Source organism: Ensifer sp. D2-11, assembly GCF_054161295.1.
This window is the reverse complement of the sequence record NZ_CP096435.1, coordinates 396,510-413,668: the sequence shown is the minus strand read 5'-3', so window position 1 is coordinate 413,668 and position 17,159 is coordinate 396,510. Positions and strand designations below refer to the sequence as shown.

The following is a 17,159-nucleotide window of genomic DNA, read 5'->3' as shown; positions in this document are numbered from 1 at the left end:
GCGTGGTTGAGACCATGAGCGTTCGGAGTCGTCATGTCTTGTTTGATCACCATGTCGCAGAAAGAATTGCATCGTCTTGAACTGATCCAGCGGATTCGTGGGCGTAGCCTGACCGTCGTCGAGGCGGCCGAGTTGCTTCGTCTTAGCCGCAGTCAGGTCCACCGGCTGTTGCAAGCCTATGACCTGGCCGGCGCCGACGGGCTGGTCTCGAAGAAGCGCGGCCGGCCGAGCAACCGGCGTCATAGCGAGGATTTCCGCAACCTGGTGCTCGACCTGGTGCGTGAGCATTATGCGGATTTCGGACCAACGTTGGCGGCTGAGAAGCTGCTCGAACGCCACCGGATTGCCGTCAGCAAGGAGACGATCGAGGCAAAGGCAGCGCAGAGAAGTATCTGTCGAGCCAAGTTGGAATTTCGGGAGCGACGTTTCATCTCGGTCTGGAAGCTCGCCAGACGCTTGCCCACTGCCCGGTAATGTTCAGACTTCTCCGGGATGACGCTCGCCAAGTCTGAGACGACTGCCCGCATATCCTCAAGAGCGCTGAGGATGTTTTCGTCGACCATGTATTCGCGAATCCAGGGCGACGTAGTAGAGGCCGACCTTGAACCCGGCCACCTTCGCCTCGCGCATCAACCGGAGCGATTGCTGGCTGCTCAACGTCGTCTCGAAAATGAAGGATTGCCGAGTTTCGATCATCTCCGCGATCTGGCGAAGGGCGATCTCGGACGCTCGCCGTTCCTTTGACTTGCCGTCGTCGGATGCAGGAAGTGCCTTGGCGATTTCGTCGGCGTCAATCCAGGCACCTTCGAGCTTGAGCTTCGCGAAGGCGGATGATTTGCCGGAGCCGTTCGGCCCTCCAAGGATGATGCACGACAGTTCCGGCATGAAGCGATTACTGCCTCATGGCAGCGGGAATGCGCTCTTCATGCTCGTGTTCGGCACGGTCCTTGGCCTCGTTTTCGAGATCCTTGGCCGAGATCGGCAGGCCCAAACGACGGCTCTCGGCAAGAGCTTCCTTGCCGATCTGCATCAGGGCTTCCTTATTCTCATGGTATTTCCGCAAGAGCATCGTCAATCTCCTATTCCAGCCTCAATATATGACGTTCGGCCGTCGGCTGCAAATTCCGGTTGTGCTAGGTGCCGCCGACAGGAAAACTGTTTCTCGACAGGCCGCGGGAGACAGCCTTGAAGCCCTCGGGCATCTTCCGTTCCTCTATCTCTGAAACTTGACCCCGCGGCTCACCCTGCGGGGTTCTTTTTTCAGTCGTCCTCGCGGTAATCGTCCAGCGCGCCAGGTGGCATCTGCGCGATGATCTCCGTTCGCCTGCGATGCGTTTGCCTTCAGCGCCGTCTCACAGAGAAACTCGGCTACCTGTTCCCGGGCTTCCTGATCGTCCGAGCCTGACAGCTCGGAGATCAACTCGAGAGTGGACGCGGACGGATGGTGCCCGGCACAAGGCGATTGGCCGGCCTCGAACAATCGGATCAGCGACGGTGTTCGGGATTATGCAGTGACGCTCTATCGGCATCTACCGGAAGGCCGTCGTAAGCGCCGCCCACGCCGCTCCCGCAAGCCCCGCGACGGCTTAATCCCGTTTGATTGCAGAATTGGACAACGCCCTGATTTCATTGCCGACTGCTCGCAGCTCGGACATTGGGAAGGCGATCTCCTGATCTTCGAGCGCGCGCTCGGGAACGCCAATGTTACCTCGCTGGTCGAGCGCAAGAGCCGCTACACGGTGATGATCAAGAATGGCAGCCGCCACTCGCGGCCGCTCATCGAAAAGATCGTCGATGCCTTCGCACCGCTGCCGGCCTTTGCCCGTCAGAGCTTCACCTTCGACCGCGGTACCGAGTTTCGCGATTTCAAGGCTTTAGAAGACGGGATCGGTGCCAGGAGCTGGTTTTGTGATCCGAATTCACCGTGGCAGAAAGGCGCGGTCGAGAACACCAACAAGCGCATCCGTCGCTTTGTGCCGAGCGATACGGACCTGTCCGCCGTCAACCAGCAGCAGCTGGTCGCCCTCGCCCACCATCTCAATTCACTGCCCAGGAAGTGCCTTGGTTACCGCACGCCCGCCGAGGTCTTCATGGCCCATTTGCGCGAAAGTGGCTAACCCTCTACGCTTCACACGTCATTGTTGCACTTGAATAGGATTCTCCAGGGCTATTTAGTAATGCGACAGTTGGGCCAGTTAGAGATGCGACAGTCTCGCCTCTCGACGTTCTGGTCAATGCCAACGTTGGGAGCAAGGATGACGGCCTTCAGCCTGGTCGAGACTATGAGCGGTCGGAGTCGTCATATCCTGTTTGATCACCATGTCGCAGAAAGAGTTGCATCGCCTCGAAGTCATCCAGAATCCGTGACGAGCGCCTGAGCGTTGTCCAGGCTGCCGAACTGCTCAACCTCAGTCGAAGTCAGATCCACAGACTGCTGCAGGCCTATGATCAAGGTCGTCCGGCCGGTCTTGTTTCGAAGAAGCGATCCCGGCCGAGCAATCGGCGTCACAGCGAGGATTTCCGCAATGCGGCGCTGGATCTGATCCGCGAACGCTATCTGGATTTCGGTCCGATACTGGCGCGCGAGAAGCTGATCGAGCTGCACCGGATTTCTGTTGCCAAGGAGACGCTGCGGCAATGGATGACCGAGGCTGGCATCTGGGTGTCGCGACGCGAGCGCAAGCAGCGGGTTTTCCAGCCACGCGGCCGGCGCGATTGCTTTGGTGAACTGGTGCAGATTGATGCGTCGCATCACTGGTGGTTCGAGAACCGCGGCCCCAAATGCGCCCTGCTCGTCTATATCGACGATGCCACCGGCAGGCTCTTGCATCTGCGCTTTGCCGGATCGGAGAATACGTTTGACTATCTGCATGCGACGAAGGCCTATCTGCAGCAATGGGGCAAGCCGCTGGCCTTCTATAGCGACAAGCACGGCGTTTTCCGCTCCACGCATGCGTCGGAGAAGGACCGCACGAATGGCCTGACACAATTCGGTCGGGCGCTATATGAACTCAACATCGACATCATCTGCGCCAACACTCCGCAGGCCAAGGGTCGTATGGAACGCGCCAACCAGACGCAGCAGGATCGCCTGGTGAAGGAGATGCGGCTGCGCGCTTCCACCCTCTACAGGCCGGGCCACAAGCACGCTACGCCGGCGCAATAGCGCTTGGCCGACCGGTAGCCGCAATATTTTGACATCCTAAGGGATTTTCTTGAGACTGGCATACTGCAATTTTGCTTAGGTCGGAGCCGGTTCAAGGAAAAAGCTGGCAGCAATTCAAGTACCACAGCGACCTTTGTAAGTCCGAAAAGGCGCACGGCGCTGTAGAAACTGCTGACTACGCGTCCTTCGAAGGGGGCGCTGTTACCGCGGCTCGCTTCCTGTCCAACCGCCGCATGATCGGGGTCACCGTCGTACCATGCGTGACGACTGATATCAGCACAATCAGGAATACCGTAACCCAGAGCGTTCGCTCGGTCCCGAATTCGACTTGTCCCGTAGCGAAGGCCATATAGTAGAAGGAGCCTACACCCCTGATACCGAAGAAGCCGATGATCGCCTTCTCCGCGGTTGGCTGCGGCTGACCGGCGAGACTCGCCCAGCCGAGGATCGGCCGGATGAGGAAGATCGTGAGAAGTGCTGTCACCACAATCGGCCAAGTCAGCGCCGAGACCACCGCGCCATCGCCGATGATCATGCCGAAGAAGACCATAAGCACCATCATCAACAGCCGTTCGATCTGGTCGGTGAAGTTGTGCAAATTTTCATGGAACTGGTGTTGGCGCTCAACGGATCGCAGCGTCAGGGCGGCGACGAAGACCGCAACGAAGCCGTAGCCATGGACCATTTCTGTCACGCCATAACAGAGGAACGTGAGGCCGATGGCAACCAACCCGTCGCCCGATTTGGCAAGTTGAGTGTTCTTCGGCAGGCTGAAGGTCAAAAAACCGAGCGCCCTGCCCGTGAGCCAACCGCAAAACAAGCCTGCGGCGATCCTCCAAACGACGTCGACAGCAAACCATTCGGCGAATCTGTGAGTATCGAAGGATTGGGCCGAGGCGATCGCGATTGCCAGATAGACGAATGGAAAGCTCAGGCCGTCGTTCAGGCCTGCTTCCGAGGTCAGCGAGAAACGAACGTCGTCTTCCTGGCCGGAGCGAGGAGGGCCTACCTGGACGTCGCTGGCAAGAACCGGATCGGTGGGAGCAAGTGCCGCGCCAAGCAGGATTGCAGAGGCGGCTGGCAGACCAAGCACGGCCCAGCCAACGACAGCGATCGCCGCTATGGTAAGCGGCATTGCAACGCCCAACAACCGCCAGGTAGGCATCCAGCGCCACCACCCGACGGGGCGGTCGAGCTTCAGTCCTGCGCCCATGAGTGCAACGATGACGACGAGTTCGGAAAAGCGCTCGGTTAAGTGGCGGTTATCGAACGGATTGGCAGTAATTGGTGAGAGCGAAGACTGGGCGATGACTATGCCGAGGACAATGCAGAAAATGGGGAGCGACAGCGGGAGCTTCCGCAGCACCATGGGAAGCCACGCGGTCAACAGAATGACGATCCCCAGCAGTGTCAGTATGATGATGTGAGCTTCCACGGGCCATCCCGGTTATAGATGTCGGCCGCTATTGCAGGAGGCCGAGGCGAAGATTGTTACCAGCTGGGCTAAAGAGCCGTGGATCAGACCAATCTTCTCCACGTTCGCTTGGAGTATGGAGTAGAAGCAGACTCCTTCAAGGCCGTTGTTGTCCTTAGATGCGGCTCATTGCATTGTCGGAGAGCCGAGGGACTACAGCGCCCGCGCGTCTTTTCAGCCGCATGGGGTCGCTGTTTATCGAGGACCGCGTCGACGATTATAGCGGCATTGCCTACGACATCAGCAAGGAGCGTCGTCGACGCCTGCGCGGCTCAACTGCCATCCGCAGCTGCGCGAGCTGGTCATCGATCGACTGGATGCACTTTGGTCGCCGGAGCAGATCGCCGGTCGCCTGCTTGCTGATGGTGTGAGCGCAGTCCGCGTCTGCACCGAGACGATTTATCGCTTCATCTATGGCAAGGATGACTATGCGCTGGAGCTCTATCGGCATCTGCCGGAAGGCCGCCGCAAGCGCTGCCGCCGCAGCTCCCGCAAGCCCCGCGATGGCTTAATCCCATTTGACTGCAGGATTGACCAACAGCCTGATTTTATTGCCGATCTACGCAATTTGGCCGTTGAGAAGGTGATCTCCTGATCATCGAGTGCGCGCTTGGGACCGCCAATGCCACGTCGCTGATCGAGCGCGAGAGCCGCTACACGGTGATGATCAAGAATGGCTGCCGCCACTCGCAGCCGATCATCGACAAGATCGTCGATGCCTTCGCACCGCTGCCCGCCTTTGCCCACCATCTCAATTCGCTGCCCAGGAAGTGCCTTGGCTATCGCACGCCCGCCGAGGTGTTCATGGCGCATTTGCGAGATTGCGGGTAATCCCCTACCTTTCACTCGTCATTGTTGCACCTGGATAGATTCTACAAACATAATTGCGCGCCAGGAGTCGGCTTTGCGCCAAGATCGGTCAAAGTACGATCACCCGAGCGCGGAGCGGATTTACGCACGCTGCCAAACACGGTAGAACAGCGTTGAGGGGGAAACCGTGTGGCAAATAGCTATTGCGCTGCTGGACTTGGTCTTGGCCGCAAATTCACCAGCTATTTTGGACCGGTCGGATTAATGGATTTTTATCGAGCGATCGCAGGGTTCCTCTTGCTTGGCTGCCTTGCTGGTTGTGCTACGCAGCGCGTGGAGCTTGCAAGGCCGCCCGTTACCGAGTCTCCAGCGTCGCAAAGCACTCAGGCCGTTCGGTCACACCCGAGTTCCGGAACCTTCGACCTCCTCTACATTACCGACCGCGCACCTGTAACCGCTTCGGACAGCACGTTGTCTTATGGTGCCGAAAGAGCCATGTTCTTGAGCTTCGGATCGGTGTCGATCACCCCGACACGCAACTCGCCCACCAGCAAAAGTGGGTCGCGTGTCAGCGCGGTTTCCGAGACTGGCCGGTTTCCGGCGACACCCTACGGCGTTGAGGCGACCTCAAACGGGCTACGCCGCCCGGTGGCGGCAGTCGCGGCCCACGACCAGGCCGCCGCATCGCTGCAAGCGGAGATCGCTCGTCGTCTCGCAGCAGCCGATCGTAAAGAAGTCGTGGTCTTCATTCACGGTTACGGTAACAGCTTCGACGCCGCCGCGCTCACCACAGGCGAAATTTGCAAGTCGCTGCAGAACCAGTTTGTCTGTGTTGTCCTGACTTGGCCTGCTGGAGGATCCGGTGGTTTGTTCTTTGGCTACAACATCGACCGCGAGTCGAGCGAATTTTCAGTCGCGGACCTTAAGAAAGCCATTCGCATCATCGCCGAAGCTCAGGGTGTCGAGCGGCTTCACCTATTGGCGCATAGCCGCGGAACCGATGTGCTCGCGAGTGTGGTCCAGCAACTCAGCATCGAAGCCTATGTTAGCCGATCCTCAATGTGGCAGCGCTACAAGCTCGCGAATGTGGTGTTTTTCGCTCCCGATATTGATCTCGACGTGGCTTCTTCCAAGATGTTCGCGTGGGTATCGGATCCAGACCTTGCCTTCGGCAGTAAATCAAGGCCAAGCACGGTCCCGCCTCAAGGCCCTCTGCATCTGACTGTTTATTCGTCTCCCAGGGACAAAGCGTTGGGAGCATCAACGCTGCTCTTCGGCAGCGCCTTGCGGCTGGGGCAGCTCGCTGTCGAAAGGCTTCCGAAGGACAAGAGCGAGGCGGCGTCCAGATGGGCAGGGTCTCAGATGGGCGGGTTGGTCGATTTCATCGAGTTTTCAGGTGGCGGCTTCATTGGCCATAGCTATTTCTTGTCCGATCCGGCTGTTAAGGCCGACTTCGTTGCGCTTATCCGCGATAGAGTGAAGGCTGGCGATCCCCGTCGCCAAATCGTCGAAATCAAACGCCCATTCTGGCGCGTAGCGGATGTCCAGCAGGCCTCGCGATGATCGCTTCGGCATTCGAAGCGATCCTGCGGAAGAGCTCGCATGCCCCCACATTCGCGAGCGGCTGCTCGGGCAGTCCCATTCGAGACGTGATCCGACAACTGGCGATCATCATCGCCACGCGTGTTCCGCCTGATCCGCATCGACCGGCTGAGGATTGACTGATGAACACCCCACCCTCTTCAACCGCCTCGTTTCGATCGGCTCTGGATCGCTGGCGGGGGCACCGTCCTCTTCCTGATTGCGCCAATCCTCGCGATCGTACCGCTCTCCTTCAACGCCGAGCCGTTCTTCACCTACCCAATGCCCGGCCTCTCGCTGCCCTGGTAAGGGCAGGTCTTCTCCTCCGAGCTCTGGCAGCTGGCGGTCGGCAATAGCATCAGCGTCGCGATCTTCGCGACGCTGCTTTCGACCGTGCTCGAAACGCTCGCTGCAATCGGCCTCAGCAAGGCCGATTGCCCGGCCCGCGTGACGCTAACCGCCATCCTGATTTCGCCGATAATCGTACCCGTGGTCGTCGCCGCGTCGGCATCTACTATGCCTTTGCGGGCGTCGGCCTGTTCAATTGTCTGACGGGGCTGGTGCTTGCCCATACCATGCTCGACGCACCCTTCGTTGTTGTGACCGTCACCGCGGCCTTGCGCGGCTACGACCACAACCGCATGCGCGCCGCCTGGAGCCTCGGCGCCACGCCGGTCGAGGCGGTCTTCCAAATCATGCTGCCACTGATCGCCCCTGGCGTCGCCTCCGGCGCCCTCTTCGCCTTCGTCACGTCCTTCGACGAAGCGGTGGTCGCCCTCTTCATCTCCGGCTCCGAGGAGCCCGCGTTGCCCCGCCAGATGTGGAGCGGCGTACGCGAGACGCTGAGCCCGACGATCGCCGCCGTCGCCACCCTGCTCATCGTCTTCCATACCCTCTACCTCGCCACTATTCAGTGGCTGCAGAAGCGGGCCGAGGAACAGAAGATGCTGAGCGAGGGCAAAGTTAAGGCCCCAAAATCTTAGAGAACTTCCAGTCGATACATCATGCGATTCTTTTAGCCCAGAACGTGAACATCCTCGCAACAAGCCGTGCGCGCGCCTCGTGAAGAGCGGAAGGCCGAGGTAGGCGACTTCACCACCCGCCTCATAGCCGTTCTACCTCGTCGTGAGCGCGTTCGAGGTCGGAGGCAAGCAACGCCTACGCATCCGTGTTGCGCGATAGGCGGCGACGAGAAGCCAGGCTGCGGAAAGCAGGAAGTAGAATACGCCGAAGGCCACCCGCCACGCCATGCTGCCGAAACAGTTGCCGGTATGCAGTCAATGTTCGCGAGGGGCGCGCCGAGGCGTGGGAGTCGAAAGGCGGGAGACGCGTTGCGCCTCCACTGACCTCCCTATGCGGAAGCGGGACCCGCGGATCGCCCAAGGACTTCCTCATCGTTCTGCGGCAACTGACCGTTCGGAGTCATCTTGTCCACCGCGTCCGGTATCGATGTCGAAAGGCGCTTCAGCAGCTCATCGTAGTCCAGCCCGGTCTTCGCGGCCAATTCCTGAAGGGTATCCTTCCCGATCGATGATTCGACCTGTTCGGCCGAAATACCCTGAGACGGCTTTTCGGCGCTTACCCAGGAGTCTGCCGCCTCCCGGTTCCCACCGTTCTTGAACGCATCGACAAGTTCTCCCAGGCCTTTGCTGAGCGAACCTTCCCCGGAGCCGCCGAACATCTTGCCGAGTTCGCCGAGAATGCCACCGCTGCTCTGAGCGCCCCCCTTTGCGTCCTGAAAGATTTGTCCCAGCTTATCCCGGTTCTGGTAGCCAGCGACCGCGAGCAGCCCCAATAGCGCCGCGAGCGACGGCATGGTGTTGCGAGATGAGGCCATGTCAGTACCTTTCTGCTTGGTGAACCCTTAAGCGCGCCGGGCGACGGCACCCCATACGAGCAGGACGATCACGGCGCCGACGATGGCTCCGATGAACCCGGCGCCCTCGTTGGCGTTGTACCACCCCAGTGCCTGCCCCAGGTATGAGGCGACGAAAGCGCCCACAATGCCCAGGATCGTCGTCAGGACGAAGCCTTTCGGCTCGTTTTCGCCCGGCACGATGAGCTTCGCCACGATACCGGCGACAAAGCCAATAATGATGGTCCAGATTATACCCATTCCAGAAGTCCCTCGTTTTAAGTAGCAGTCTGCTGATTGCATCGGCGAGTTCCGAGGCTCCCGTCCTTGGAAACAACCAAGGAGGTATCAGGAAAACACACATAACACGGCCCGACAAGGAGGATCCCTTGTCTTTTGCCGACTCGTCAGTCCCCACATAGGCGCAGCGACGAATATTCCACCAAGACTGACGGACGGTTTCTTAGTGTTGTAGAGGGGTGGTGAGCGGAGGTCCGCAGTCGGCATGCAGAGCGACTGCAATGCAAACAGATCGGCCATTCTCGTTCCTAGGTCGCCTGGTTTAGTCCGCGATGGTATGCTCTGCATATCGACTATGTCGAACGCCCCTCCATCGGCATGGAGCGGCCAGCGTTCAAGTTTGCCGGTGCTCGGAAACTTGTGGTGCAGGCAGCTATGGATGAGGAGATCGGCAGGCGTCTGCGGCGTGCCGCGGGCTTCAAAATAGCTAGGCGCGGCACTAGGTAGTGCCGGAACGTGCCGATAACACGGGCCATCAGACGGGAATCGCTGACCTCGCCCGTGCGGATTACCGCGTCGAAACCTTCGTCAATGACATCCACAAGCCGATCCGTAAAATCAACGTCCAGTTCAATCTCCGGGTAGGTGCGGACAAAAGCCCCGATTGCTGGCAGCAACAACATACCGACGAGCGGAGGCTGACGCGCAGCTTTCCGCGCGGCGCTTCCCGCCGCTGCGAAGGGATAGTCTTCTTGACAAGGTAAGGAAATTTCCTTACATATGCGTGAGGTCAAATTTGGAGCCAACCCATGGGCGCGCTGCTGAAAGAAGAAAGCACTATCACCGCCAAGGGCCAGACGACCGTGCCCAAGATCGTCCGGCAGGCTTTGGGCGTGGACTACGGCGGACGCATCGCCTTCTTTGTCGACGATCAGCACAGGGTCTATGTCGAGAAGGCGACGGAAGAGGCAAGCGATCCGGTCGTAGATCGTTTCCTCGAATTTCTGGCGCAGGACATGAGCAAACACCCCGGCACATCCGTCGCCGTGCTGCCCGCCAGCCTGCGCGATCGTGTGGCCGCGCTTGTCGGGAACATGGACGTTGACGTCGATGCCGAGATTGACGGGGATGTCGCGCTCTAGCCATGATTACGATCAATGGCTGGACCATTCTGGCGCATCCCCTCTTTCTCGATCAGTTGGAAAAGCTGACCGACGCTGTTGAGGCGTTGAAGGCAAAGAAGCCCGACGAATACCAGAGGAACGCGAGCACGAAGCTCTTGGCCGCTTTGAACAAGCTGGTGTTCCAGACAATCCCTGCCGATCCGGCCGCAACCGTCTATCGGCAAGGCTCGACGCTTGGCGAGGCGCACAAGCACTGGTTCCGGGCGAAATTCGGCAATGGTCGCTTCCGCCTGTTCTTCCGCTATGACTCGACCGCGAAAATCATCATCTTCGCCTGGGTGAATGATGAAACGACTTTGCGGACCTATGGCGCGAAGACCGACGCCTACAAAGTCTTCAAAGGGATGCTTGAGGACGGCACCCCCCCTGACGATTGGGCCGCGCTTCGTAAGGCCGCATCCGATCAGGCCGCAGTTGACCGGCTGGAAAAAGCCTCGCCCCCGAATCCATGACGAATGGTGTTGAACGTCACAGGAATGTGCCCTCCGGGCCGGGGTTTCGGCTGCGCCGTAACCGCGCCAAAGGCGCGTTTCCGCCATTCGGCTTCAATCCCATAACGCAAGGGCGGCGGCGGACACTTCGCGGAAAGCTCCATCCGGCTGGGGAGGCAGTCTCGCGGGGCCGGTCACGGTCGCCACGGCAGCCCCATGATGAGGTTGGGCTTTCCGTCCACTTCGACGGGCGGGCAGATCAGAGCCGGTAAGCTCGGTTATCCGCTTGGCGAGATATTGCATGCCGTCCCGCAGCGGTCTTCTTCCGGCCACACCGGGCACGCCAGCATCGGCAAGGTCAGACGAAGCCTCGTCCGCAAACGCCCCGCTGGCATCATACGAACTGGCCTTGATGGTCTGCATCGCGAACCAAAAAAGCCGTCGCCGGCCGCCTTCCACTTGTGTTCCAGCCCCGAGGGGTGCGGGGCCGATCGTCTCCGGTCTCACGACCACCATCGAGGTCGCAATGGAGCGGCCCGACAGGAAAAGGAACACGACAATGGCGGCCATCGGCACCTTCACCCAGAACGAGAACGGCGCAGGCTTCACCGGCGCGGTCAAGACCCTGACCCTCAACGTCAAGGCCAAGTTCGTCCCCAGCGAGGGCGACAGCGAGCGCGGCCCCGACTTCCGCATCTTCGCCGGCGCCACCGATTATGCAGAGAGCGGGATTATGCGGAGTTATGGTCGCTGAAGTCTGCATTTGCCGGCAGTTGCAGCGGATTCTGCTCCGCATAATTGCGAGGGGGAAGAACTGGGCGCCCCCGCTTTGAGCGGAGCGCCGTGGTGCTGGTCAGCGTGACCAGATGAGCTTGTGCTCGCCCTTGTCACCCTGGACGAGGGATGCGTAGACCGGGGCCCGGAAGGACGGATCGTCGAGCTTGAGCGAGAGGTATTCGGGCCCCCGTTTCCCGCGCGGTCCGGCTCCAGCCTGCTCCGAACTCGACACCCGTTGCTGTGACCCGGAAGTCGGGTGCGCGGTCGTTGTCGCGGTCGAAGGGCTTGATGGTGGCCTTGACGTTGAGGGTTAGCCTCACACGCGCAAGTCGGAATTCGACCGAGCTCACAGCCAGTTACAAGGTCGCCGCCGATAAGGTGCGTGTATGCGACGAGGCACAGTGCTGTGTCCCCGATGGGCAGACCACCATCACGGGTTCAACTAGGGCCGTCACTGCCCCGAGCCGCCTCAATGGCGATGACGGCCGATTTTCTGCATCATAGACCTGTTACGTTCGAGGCTCGATTGGCTGCCAAATGCTTATTCTGCGGGTCTCTGGCATTAAGAAGATGGCGAGCACGAAGCACACTGCAGGAACTGCGATTGGGTAGATCAGCGCGTACGCGATGCTACCCGTCGCTGCGAAAGCCGCCGAGGTGATGAACGGCACCAATCCGCCACCCCAGCCGTTTCCGATGTGGTACGGCACTGATACCGACGTGTACCGAATCCTTCCGGGAAAATACTCCGCCAAAAACGCCCCAACCGGCCCGTAGACCATGCCGACATAACAAACGAGGATGAAGATGATGAGGATCGCGATTGGATAGTTGATGTTGTCAGGCTGCGTGACCGCGCCGAGCCACAAATACAGCGGATAATAGGTGAGCGCGGCAAGCAGCATTCCTCCCAGAATCACTGGCTTGCGGCCGATTATGTCGGAAAGCCAGCCAAAGAGGATTAGGCTCGGCGTTGCAAGAAGCAGTGCCGCCCCGACGATATAGGCGGAGGTCAGCGGATCCACTTTGGAGACCTGCTGCAGAAAGTACAACGCCCAGAACTGTCCGCTGTACCAGACCACGCCCTGCCCGATGAGCACGATGGTGGCGATGCCCACATATTTGATGTTGGAGCTGAGGAAAGCTTCCCTCCAGGGATTTTGGGTCATCTGCCCCTTGGCCTTGATCTCCTGGAAGATCGGTGTCTCCTGCAGCTGGAGCCGGATGTAGATTGCGATGCCTACCAGCAGGAATGACACCAGGAATGGAACGCGCCACGCCCATGCGTCGAAAGCTTCACTGCCGAAATAGGTTCGCGCCGCGATGATCACCGCCAGCGACACCACGATCCCGAGAGTCGGAGAAGTCTGAAGCCAGCCTGTGTAGTAGCCGCGGCGTTCGTCGGGGACGTGCTCGGCGACGTAGGTGATGGCACCGCCATACTCGCCGCCCAAGCACAAGCCCTGGATCATCCGCAAGCTGAAAAGAAGGAACGCAGCCGTCAGACCGATCGACTCGTAGGTCGGGATTAAACCGATCGCACCGGTGCCCAACCCCATTCCCGTTAGCGTAATCAGGAAGGTGTATTTGCGGCCGACCCGATCACCCATCCAGCCGAAAAGGAAAGCGCCCAGTGGGCGGATCAGGAATCCTGCCGTGAAGAGCGCAATCGTACTCAGTAGCGCCGCAACCGGGTGTGATTGCTCGAAGAACTTGACGGACAGAACCGCAGCCAAGCTCCCGAAGATATAGAAGTCATACCATTCGATGATGTTTCCCACCGATGCCGCAACGATCACGCGGCGGAAATCCGTCGGGACTTGAACAGCCATGTTGCTTCCTCCCGTTTTAAGACATGGCTCCAATCCAATACTTTACCACGAAAATCGCTTGGCCAAAATCGAGCTGTGCTCACGGAACGCGGCATTGCGCCGCCAGGATTAGGCATTGAAGACGAAGGGAGTCCCCGTGAACGAACACTCACGCGTGACGATGCCGAGCCGCTGTTTTGGAGTTCCAGGGTGCGGGCGTCATTTTCCATCAAGCTCCTCAGGAGCCGAGCCATGGGTTGCGCGCACCTTCATTGTTCAGGACCCGGATCCTGATCGCATTCTCGGGGCATAGCGTATAGATCTAAGCGCGTTGCTCACTAAGTTCCGCTCTCCGTTGGTGGCGGACCGATGAAGCGACCGCCCTTCGAAAGCCGGCTCTGAATCCCCCGCCTTGCATGGGCCCCAACCGAAGACTTCGAGTGCTTCGGCAAGCTTGCCTCATACGCTCCCACCGCTAATTATGATATTTGATTTAGCAGGAGACGAGTGCGGTGATGATGGCGTTGTCGCGTAGAGGCCTCTTGCTGGCGGCTGCGATCTCGGCCGCTACTGCACGCATGTCACTCACTTTGGCAGGGGAAACGGCTGTGGCGAAAAAGGTCGTGCTTCTGGGCGATTCGGTGTTCGACAACGGGGCTTATGTCGCCGGCGGGGCAGACGTCCTGCAGCATCTTGTGCGTCGGCTGCCGGCGGGGTGGTCTGCCACTTTGCTTGCCGCTGACGGCAGTCTGATGGAGGATGTGCGTCTGCAACTGCAGCGCCTACCGACCGATGCCACCCACCTGGTAGCAAGCGTGGGCGGCAACGATGCACTCCGCGTCTCCGATGTCTTAAACGCTCCCTCTCGGTCGGTCGGCGACGCGCTGCTCAGGCTCGCGTCCGTAAGAGAGCAGTTCTGCTCAAGCTATTTCGATATCCTAGATGCCGTACTAGCCGCCAAACTTCCGACGGCCATCTGCACGATTTACGACGTACGCTACACCGACCCCGACCAAAGGCGTGTTGCGGTCACGGCCCTCTCGATCCTTAATGACTGCATTACCCGTGCAGCTGCCGAGCGAGGGGTTGCGGTAATCGACCTCCGCATTATCTGCGACGAGGATAGCGATTTCGCCAATGCCATCGAACCGTCCGAGAAGGGCGGCGGCAAAATCGCTTCCGCCATCGTCTCTTTTGTTGCCCCGAACCCATCATCAGGTGGGCGCGGCGAACTGATTGTACGCTGACTTCGACAGCGAGCCTAATTCGGCTGCATCGGGCTGCGGCTTGGCCCGGCTTAGACGCCGCGTGTCTTTACGCTCACTCTGCTCGCAACTTCGCACCGCCCGCACGCTCGCGACGAGACCGAGGAAGCACTGACGGCTGTCCCGAACTGCGCGACACGCTCTACATGCGCCGTCGCTTTCCTGCGGAAATCATCAGCCATGCGATTCACCGCGCCAAATCTTTCGACTTTCGGGCCCGGTGCGGGACAAGCTGATGGATCTCTAATCGTCTGACCTTGTCTTCTATCCCTGAAACCCGCCATGCTTGGGGAAATTTGTCTCCTCCGGCGTCGCGACAACGGCCAAGCATGGTATTGCGGTGCGGGAAGTGACGAAAACGCCGGATGACGTCGCGATGATGCCGCCAGGCACGCGGATTTTCGCGCTCGCAAACAAACTCTCGGGTAAACCGAGCAATGGCAATTCAGCTCCGAAGCTCAATCAACCTTGGAGCCGAGCCACAGGGCGCGCCGGCGTGCGGGAAGCGTCCGATCGGCCGTCAGCACCAGGATCGGCAGATAGCTGTGGGCTGGGATCAGAAAGATATGACCAACAGCGCACCTTTGCCTTCGAAGCGGTGCGGCAGATCATCCTCGATCTCATCTACAAAGCTGTTGAAGCGAAAGTGGGACGGGCAAACCTAGTTCGACAACCGCCGAGCCCCTGAGCATCGATAGCAGCACGATAAAGGGCGCTACAGATCCACGGTTGATCTGTCCAAAGCCGCCTTCCAGAGCGTTGGGCTGCATGCGCGGCTCGTCTTGCAGCGCGGGAGACGATGACGCTGTAGAGTGATCGAATACGCGCCGCACCATCCCACCGGAGGCTACATATGGTTGAGGTCTGTTCCACCACAGGCTAACCCCGGGTATCTCGGAGGCGCTTTTCGCCCCCCCGATGAGTGCTTTTCGGATTTCCCATTACCCGCAAGGACTCCTTCAGTGCAAACAGGGTCAGGCGGTGCGACTTCTGCGCCAAGCTTCAAATCGTTCTAGCGTCTCCGCGTTCGGAGGATAGATGCCCAGCGTCGACTTGCCGGAAACGATTTCCAGCTTGAGAAACTCTTCCTGCTCCTCCATCACGACTGCCTCATCGGCGACTTCGTCCACATATTCCCGCGGTATGACAATCACGGCTTCATTGTCGCCGAAAACGATATCGTCCGGATAGACGGCGACGCCGCCGCAGGCGATTGGCTGGTTCATATCCGAAGCGTGGTGCGCGACCAGGTTGGCGGGGGCCGCCGGTCCCATGCAATAGGTGGGAAGTCCGAGCTGGGCGATGTCGGCCGTGTCGCGGACGCCTCCGTCCAGAACAAGGCCAGCGCAGCCGCGGTAGACCAGCCGACGGGCGAGCATCGCACCGATGCCTGCAATCTCGGCCACCGAGCGGCAATCAAATACGAGAACATGGCCTTCCGGAATCGTGTCGATGGCCTTGCGTTGCTGGTTTGACGGATCGGAACTGTAGGTCGAACCGTCGATATCTTCGCGTGCGGGAATGTAACGCACCGTGACGGCCGGGCCGACCATGGGCTTGTCGGCGCCGGCGAGCGGCCGCACGCCGCGAACCGCGGTGTTCCTGAGTCCGCGCTTCAACAGCAGTGTGCTGAGGGTCGCTGAATTTGTGCGCAGGAGTTTTGCGTAAATCGATGGGTCCAAAGCCGTCATGAGATCCTCCGTATCTGCATAGAGGCTTCTAACATAACGAGACGATAGTTCAATATAGAATATTGTACGTCTTATTTGGACAACGGGTGAACCCCATTGATAGCCTTTGTCAACGCCGCGGCTCCTTCTACGACCTCACGCTTGATCGAGCGTGCCCGGTCCGGCGTGGCCTCTCCGATAAACGGCACGCTTATCGTTGCCACCAGATGGCCGCCGGAATCGAACACGGGAGCCGCAAAAGCCCGCAGACCCAGGTTGGATTCCTGGTTGTCCTCAGCAATGCCATTGCGGCGAATGTCGACGAGCGCCTCCTTCAGCGCCTCGGGATCAGTGATGGTATAGGGAGTCCTGGCTTCGAGCCCGCCTGCGCAGTAGAGTTCGACCTCGCTATAGTCGGAATAAGCAAGAGCGAGTTTGCCGGCCGCTCCGACATGCTTTCTAGAACGTCCTCCGACTTTTATGAAAAGTGCGTAGTCGCCCGGGCTGGAGGCTGCAAAGAGCGTCATCATTTCATCGCCTTCGGGAGCAGCCAGCCGAAAAGATTCATAAATCCGGTCGGCCGCAGCCGTCAGGATTGGCCTTGCGGCTTCGACCAGCGTTACCCTATCCGCGCCAGGCGAAATACGGCGCGCAAGCTCCACAAATTTAGGCCCCAGTTCGTAGGAGGCTCCGCCTTTCACCCGGGCCACAAGCCCATGTGCGGTCAGCGAATTGAGGATCCGATAGACCGTCGAACGAGGCACTCCGAGCTGATCCACCAATGCGCCCAGGGAAATGCCCGTTTTGGCATCGGCGACCGCCTGGAGCAGGTGCGCGGTCTTTTCAACAACGGGCGAGCCATGCTTCAGTTCAGACATGAACCACAAATTCCAAA

Annotated in this window: 14 protein-coding genes and 9 pseudogenes; 10 read left to right on the top strand and 13 right to left on the bottom strand. The window is 59.5% G+C overall.

Going from position 1 to position 17,159, the window contains the following annotated elements; translation table 11 throughout:
• Positions 1–33 precede the first annotated feature (33 nt).
• Positions 34–429, top strand: a pseudogene (locus tag M1D34_RS27735) (helix-turn-helix domain-containing protein); the annotation flags it as partial.
• 102 nt (positions 430–531) lie between these two features.
• Here the strand turns inward: M1D34_RS27735 and M1D34_RS27730 are convergent.
• Positions 532–885, bottom strand: a complete 354-nt coding sequence (locus M1D34_RS27730; RefSeq protein WP_498785903.1) for a zeta toxin family protein — start codon at positions 883–885, stop codon at positions 532–534.
• A gap of 7 nt (positions 886–892) precedes the next feature.
• Complete coding sequence (locus tag M1D34_RS27725; RefSeq protein WP_498785901.1) at positions 893–1,069, bottom strand: hypothetical protein; 177 nt, start codon at positions 1,067–1,069, stop codon at positions 893–895.
• A 365-nt stretch (positions 1,070–1,434) separates the two neighbouring features.
• Here M1D34_RS27725 and M1D34_RS27720 point away from each other — a divergent pair.
• Positions 1,435–2,117, top strand: a pseudogene (locus tag M1D34_RS27720) (IS30 family transposase); the annotation flags it as partial.
• A 184-nt stretch (positions 2,118–2,301) separates the two neighbouring features.
• Positions 2,302–3,115: pseudogene (locus M1D34_RS27715) on the top strand (ISNCY family transposase); the annotation flags it as partial.
• 226 nt (positions 3,116–3,341) lie between these two features.
• Here the strand turns inward: M1D34_RS27715 and M1D34_RS27710 are convergent.
• Positions 3,342–4,601 carry a cation:proton antiporter gene (locus tag M1D34_RS27710; protein WP_498785899.1) on the bottom strand — a complete coding sequence of 420 codons (1,260 nt, stop codon included), beginning with the start codon at positions 4,599–4,601 and terminating at the stop codon, positions 3,342–3,344.
• A 257-nt stretch (positions 4,602–4,858) separates the two neighbouring features.
• On the opposite strand from M1D34_RS27710, the pseudogene M1D34_RS27705 reads away from it, so the two are divergent.
• The 3 genes and pseudogenes from M1D34_RS27705 to M1D34_RS27695 all read left to right on the top strand — a co-directional run.
• A pseudogene (locus M1D34_RS27705) lies at positions 4,859–5,471 on the top strand (IS30 family transposase); the annotation flags it as partial.
• A gap of 243 nt (positions 5,472–5,714) precedes the next feature.
• Positions 5,715–7,013, top strand: coding sequence for an alpha/beta hydrolase (locus M1D34_RS27700; RefSeq protein ID WP_498786262.1), 1,299 nt, complete (start codon positions 5,715–5,717; stop codon positions 7,011–7,013).
• 207 nt (positions 7,014–7,220) lie between these two features.
• Positions 7,221–8,014: pseudogene (locus M1D34_RS27695) on the top strand (ABC transporter permease).
• A gap of 368 nt (positions 8,015–8,382) precedes the next feature.
• Here M1D34_RS27695 and M1D34_RS27690 read toward each other — a convergent pair.
• The 3 genes and pseudogenes from M1D34_RS27690 to M1D34_RS27680 form a co-directional block, all read right to left on the bottom strand.
• Positions 8,383–8,868 (bottom strand): YidB family protein, encoded by a 486-nt coding sequence (locus M1D34_RS27690; RefSeq protein WP_498785897.1) that lies wholly within the window; start codon positions 8,866–8,868, stop codon positions 8,383–8,385.
• Positions 8,869–8,895: 27 nt separating this feature from the next.
• Positions 8,896–9,147, bottom strand: coding sequence for a GlsB/YeaQ/YmgE family stress response membrane protein (locus tag M1D34_RS27685; protein WP_498785895.1), 252 nt, complete (start codon positions 9,145–9,147; stop codon positions 8,896–8,898).
• A gap of 348 nt (positions 9,148–9,495) precedes the next feature.
• Positions 9,496–9,865, bottom strand: a pseudogene (locus M1D34_RS27680) (LysR substrate-binding domain-containing protein); the annotation flags it as partial.
• Between the two features lie 70 nt (positions 9,866–9,935).
• On the opposite strand from M1D34_RS27680, the gene M1D34_RS27675 reads away from it, so the two are divergent.
• Both M1D34_RS27675 and M1D34_RS27670 read left to right on the top strand, forming a co-directional pair.
• Positions 9,936–10,268 carry a type II toxin-antitoxin system PrlF family antitoxin gene (locus M1D34_RS27675; protein ID WP_498785893.1) on the top strand — a complete coding sequence of 111 codons (333 nt, stop codon included), beginning with the start codon at positions 9,936–9,938 and terminating at the stop codon, positions 10,266–10,268.
• Positions 10,269–10,270: 2 nt separating this feature from the next.
• The gene (locus tag M1D34_RS27670; RefSeq protein ID WP_498785892.1) at positions 10,271–10,762 is read left to right on the top strand and encodes a type II toxin-antitoxin system YhaV family toxin; all 492 of its coding nucleotides are present in this window, start codon (positions 10,271–10,273) and stop codon (positions 10,760–10,762) included.
• Positions 10,763–10,855: 93 nt separating this feature from the next.
• Here the strand turns inward: M1D34_RS27670 and M1D34_RS27665 are convergent, their stop codons facing one another.
• A complete protein-coding gene (locus M1D34_RS27665) occupies positions 10,856–11,311 on the bottom strand; it encodes a hypothetical protein (protein ID WP_498785890.1) in 456 nt (151 codons plus the stop codon).
• Between M1D34_RS27665 and M1D34_RS27660 the strand changes: the two are divergent.
• Positions 11,301–11,459: pseudogene (locus M1D34_RS27660) on the top strand (DUF736 family protein); the annotation flags it as partial. The gene M1D34_RS27665 and the pseudogene M1D34_RS27660 overlap by 11 nt on opposite strands.
• A gap of 135 nt (positions 11,460–11,594) precedes the next feature.
• On the opposite strand, the pseudogene M1D34_RS27655 reads toward M1D34_RS27660, so the two are convergent.
• Both M1D34_RS27655 and M1D34_RS27650 read right to left on the bottom strand, forming a co-directional pair.
• Positions 11,595–11,874: pseudogene (locus M1D34_RS27655) on the bottom strand (DUF736 domain-containing protein).
• A 153-nt stretch (positions 11,875–12,027) separates the two neighbouring features.
• Positions 12,028–13,350, bottom strand: a complete 1,323-nt coding sequence (locus M1D34_RS27650; protein WP_498785888.1) for an MFS transporter — start codon at positions 13,348–13,350, stop codon at positions 12,028–12,030.
• Between the two features lie 587 nt (positions 13,351–13,937).
• On the opposite strand from M1D34_RS27650, the gene M1D34_RS27645 reads away from it, so the two are divergent.
• A complete protein-coding gene (locus tag M1D34_RS27645; protein WP_498785886.1) occupies positions 13,938–14,576 on the top strand; it encodes a GDSL-type esterase/lipase family protein in 639 nt (212 codons plus the stop codon).
• Positions 14,577–14,781: 205 nt separating this feature from the next.
• On the opposite strand, the gene M1D34_RS27640 is transcribed toward M1D34_RS27645, so the two are convergent.
• From M1D34_RS27640 to M1D34_RS27625, 4 genes and pseudogenes are all read right to left on the bottom strand, one after another.
• Positions 14,782–14,961, bottom strand: coding sequence for a hypothetical protein (locus M1D34_RS27640; RefSeq protein WP_498786261.1), 180 nt, complete (start codon positions 14,959–14,961; stop codon positions 14,782–14,784).
• A gap of 100 nt (positions 14,962–15,061) precedes the next feature.
• Positions 15,062–15,154 (bottom strand): annotated as a pseudogene (locus tag M1D34_RS27635) (response regulator); the annotation flags it as partial.
• 414 nt (positions 15,155–15,568) lie between these two features.
• Positions 15,569–16,285: a ribonuclease activity regulator RraA gene (locus tag M1D34_RS27630; RefSeq protein ID WP_498785885.1), complete on the bottom strand. Its 717-nt coding sequence runs from the start codon at positions 16,283–16,285 to the stop codon at positions 15,569–15,571.
• Between the two features lie 71 nt (positions 16,286–16,356).
• Positions 16,357–17,142, bottom strand: a complete 786-nt coding sequence (locus tag M1D34_RS27625) for an IclR family transcriptional regulator (protein WP_498785883.1) — start codon at positions 17,140–17,142, stop codon at positions 16,357–16,359.
• Positions 17,143–17,159: the final 17 nt, after the last annotated feature.

Bases quoted from the DNA above. Each gene is read 5' to 3' on its own strand.
- M1D34_RS27730 (WP_498785903.1), bottom strand. From the start codon at position 885: ATGCCGGAACTGTCGTGCATCATCCTTGGAGGGCCGAACGGCTCCGGC.
- M1D34_RS27725 (WP_498785901.1), bottom strand. From the start codon at position 1,069: ATGCTCTTGCGGAAATACCATGAGAATAAGGAAGCCCTGATGCAGATC.
- M1D34_RS27700 (WP_498786262.1), top strand. From the start codon at position 5,715: ATGGATTTTTATCGAGCGATCGCAGGGTTCCTCTTGCTTGGCTGCCTT.
- M1D34_RS27690 (WP_498785897.1), bottom strand. From the start codon at position 8,868: ATGGCCTCATCTCGCAACACCATGCCGTCGCTCGCGGCGCTATTGGGG.
- M1D34_RS27685 (WP_498785895.1), bottom strand. From the start codon at position 9,147: ATGGGTATAATCTGGACCATCATTATTGGCTTTGTCGCCGGTATCGTG.
- M1D34_RS27675 (WP_498785893.1), top strand. From the start codon at position 9,936: ATGGGCGCGCTGCTGAAAGAAGAAAGCACTATCACCGCCAAGGGCCAG.
- M1D34_RS27670 (WP_498785892.1), top strand. From the start codon at position 10,271: ATGATTACGATCAATGGCTGGACCATTCTGGCGCATCCCCTCTTTCTC.
- M1D34_RS27665 (WP_498785890.1), bottom strand. From the start codon at position 11,311: ATGGCCGCCATTGTCGTGTTCCTTTTCCTGTCGGGCCGCTCCATTGCG.
- M1D34_RS27650 (WP_498785888.1), bottom strand. From the start codon at position 13,350: ATGGCTGTTCAAGTCCCGACGGATTTCCGCCGCGTGATCGTTGCGGCA.
- M1D34_RS27630 (WP_498785885.1), bottom strand. From the start codon at position 16,285: ATGACGGCTTTGGACCCATCGATTTACGCAAAACTCCTGCGCACAAAT.
- M1D34_RS27625 (WP_498785883.1), bottom strand. From the start codon at position 17,142: ATGTCTGAACTGAAGCATGGCTCGCCCGTTGTTGAAAAGACCGCGCAC.